We start from the raw sequence: 1,375 nt of genomic DNA, 5'->3' as shown, positions 1-1,375 counted from the left end.
GGGCGGGGCCGATCGGCGTGGCCGTCGCGCGCGTCCAGCACCGTGACCTGCGCGCCGTTCAGCGCCGCAAACAGCGCGACGACCGCCTCGGCTTCTGCCGCGACGTGCTGAAGGTCGCGCACACGGTGACGGCGGGCGAGGGCGACGTCGAGGCACTCCGCGCGATCACGGGCGGCGACTTCTTCGACGCCGTGTTCGACGCCACCGGCAACATCAAGGCGATGGAGCGGGGCCTGGAGTTCGTCGCGCACGGCGGCACGTACGTGCTCGTGTCGATCGTGCTGGATCGGATCTCGTTCGCCGATCCCGAATTCCACAAGCGCGAGACGACCCTGCTCGGCAGCCGCAACGCGACCGTGGACGATTTCCGCGAGGTGCTCGCGGCGATGAAGGCGGGCCTGGTGCCGACGCGGGCGATGAACACGCACCGCGCCACGCTGGACGAGTTCATCGACACGCTGCCGCGCTGGATGGACCCGGCCAGCGGCGTGATCAAGGCCATCGTCGAGGTTTGAACGATGCCGCTTCCCAGCGCGGCAGCGAGTTCCGGTAGAATGGGGGATTGTCCACCCGGCCTTCTCGACTCCGGACTTCATGGCCCGACCTCCAACCATCTTCAAGCGCAGCGCGAACCTGCTGCTGCAATACATTGCCGACCACGTGGGGGTCGGCGAAGCGCTGCCGACCGAGCAGCACATGGCCGAACTGGGCGAGGGCAGCCGCACGGCGATCCGCAGCGCGCTGGCGCACTTCCACGAGTGCGGCCTGATCAGCGACCTGAAGGAACGCCGGCTGCTGCGCAAGCCCGTCCGCACGGACTACTTCGACCTGGACGAGCTGCGCACGGGCGCGGACCGCATCCGCGAAGTGCTGATGGAGCGCATCTATCACAGCGACCTGCCGCCCGGCGCCGAGTTCTCGGAGACGGAACTGGCGCGCGCGGCCGGCACGAGCACGATCAGCGTGCGCGAATTCCTGATCGGCTTCTCGCACTCGGGCCTGATCGAGAAAAAGCCGCGTGGCGGCTGGCGCCTGTGCGCGTTCGACCGCTCGTTCGCGATGGAGCTGGCGGACGTGCGCCAGATGTTCGAGTTCGCCGCGATCGACCGCTTCGCCGCGCTGCCGCCGGATTCGCCGGCCTTCGCGGAGCTGCTGCAACTGATCGCGCGGCACGAGCAGCTGGGCTCCGTCATGCCGACGCACCACAAGGATTTTCCCGCGCTCGACCGCGATTTCCACGCCTTCCTGATGGGGCAACTGGACAACCGCTTCGCGCAGGGCTTCTTCGACCTCGTGTCGCTCGTGTTCCACTACCACTACCAGTGGGACAAGACGCAGGAAATGGTGCGCAACGAGTACGCGGTGCACGAGCACC

The 1,375-nt window shown here is 67.9% G+C and carries 2 protein-coding genes; both read left to right on the top strand.

The window, feature by feature from the left end; all coding sequences use genetic code 11:
• Window positions 1-515 (top strand): zinc-binding dehydrogenase (locus ACEN88_RS31775; protein ID WP_413346158.1); only part of this gene is annotated, 515 nt, incomplete at its 5' end.
• Window positions 516-594: 79 nt separating this feature from the next.
• On the top strand, window positions 595-1,375 hold a 781-nt coding region (locus ACEN88_RS31770), incomplete at its 3' end, for a GntR family transcriptional regulator (RefSeq protein ID WP_413346156.1).

It is taken from the genome of Massilia sp. CT11-108 (assembly GCF_047302915.1).
Classification (GTDB): Bacteria; Pseudomonadota; Gammaproteobacteria; order Burkholderiales; family Burkholderiaceae_D; genus Telluria; species Telluria orientalis.
This window is presented reverse-complemented; position numbering and strand designations above follow the sequence as displayed.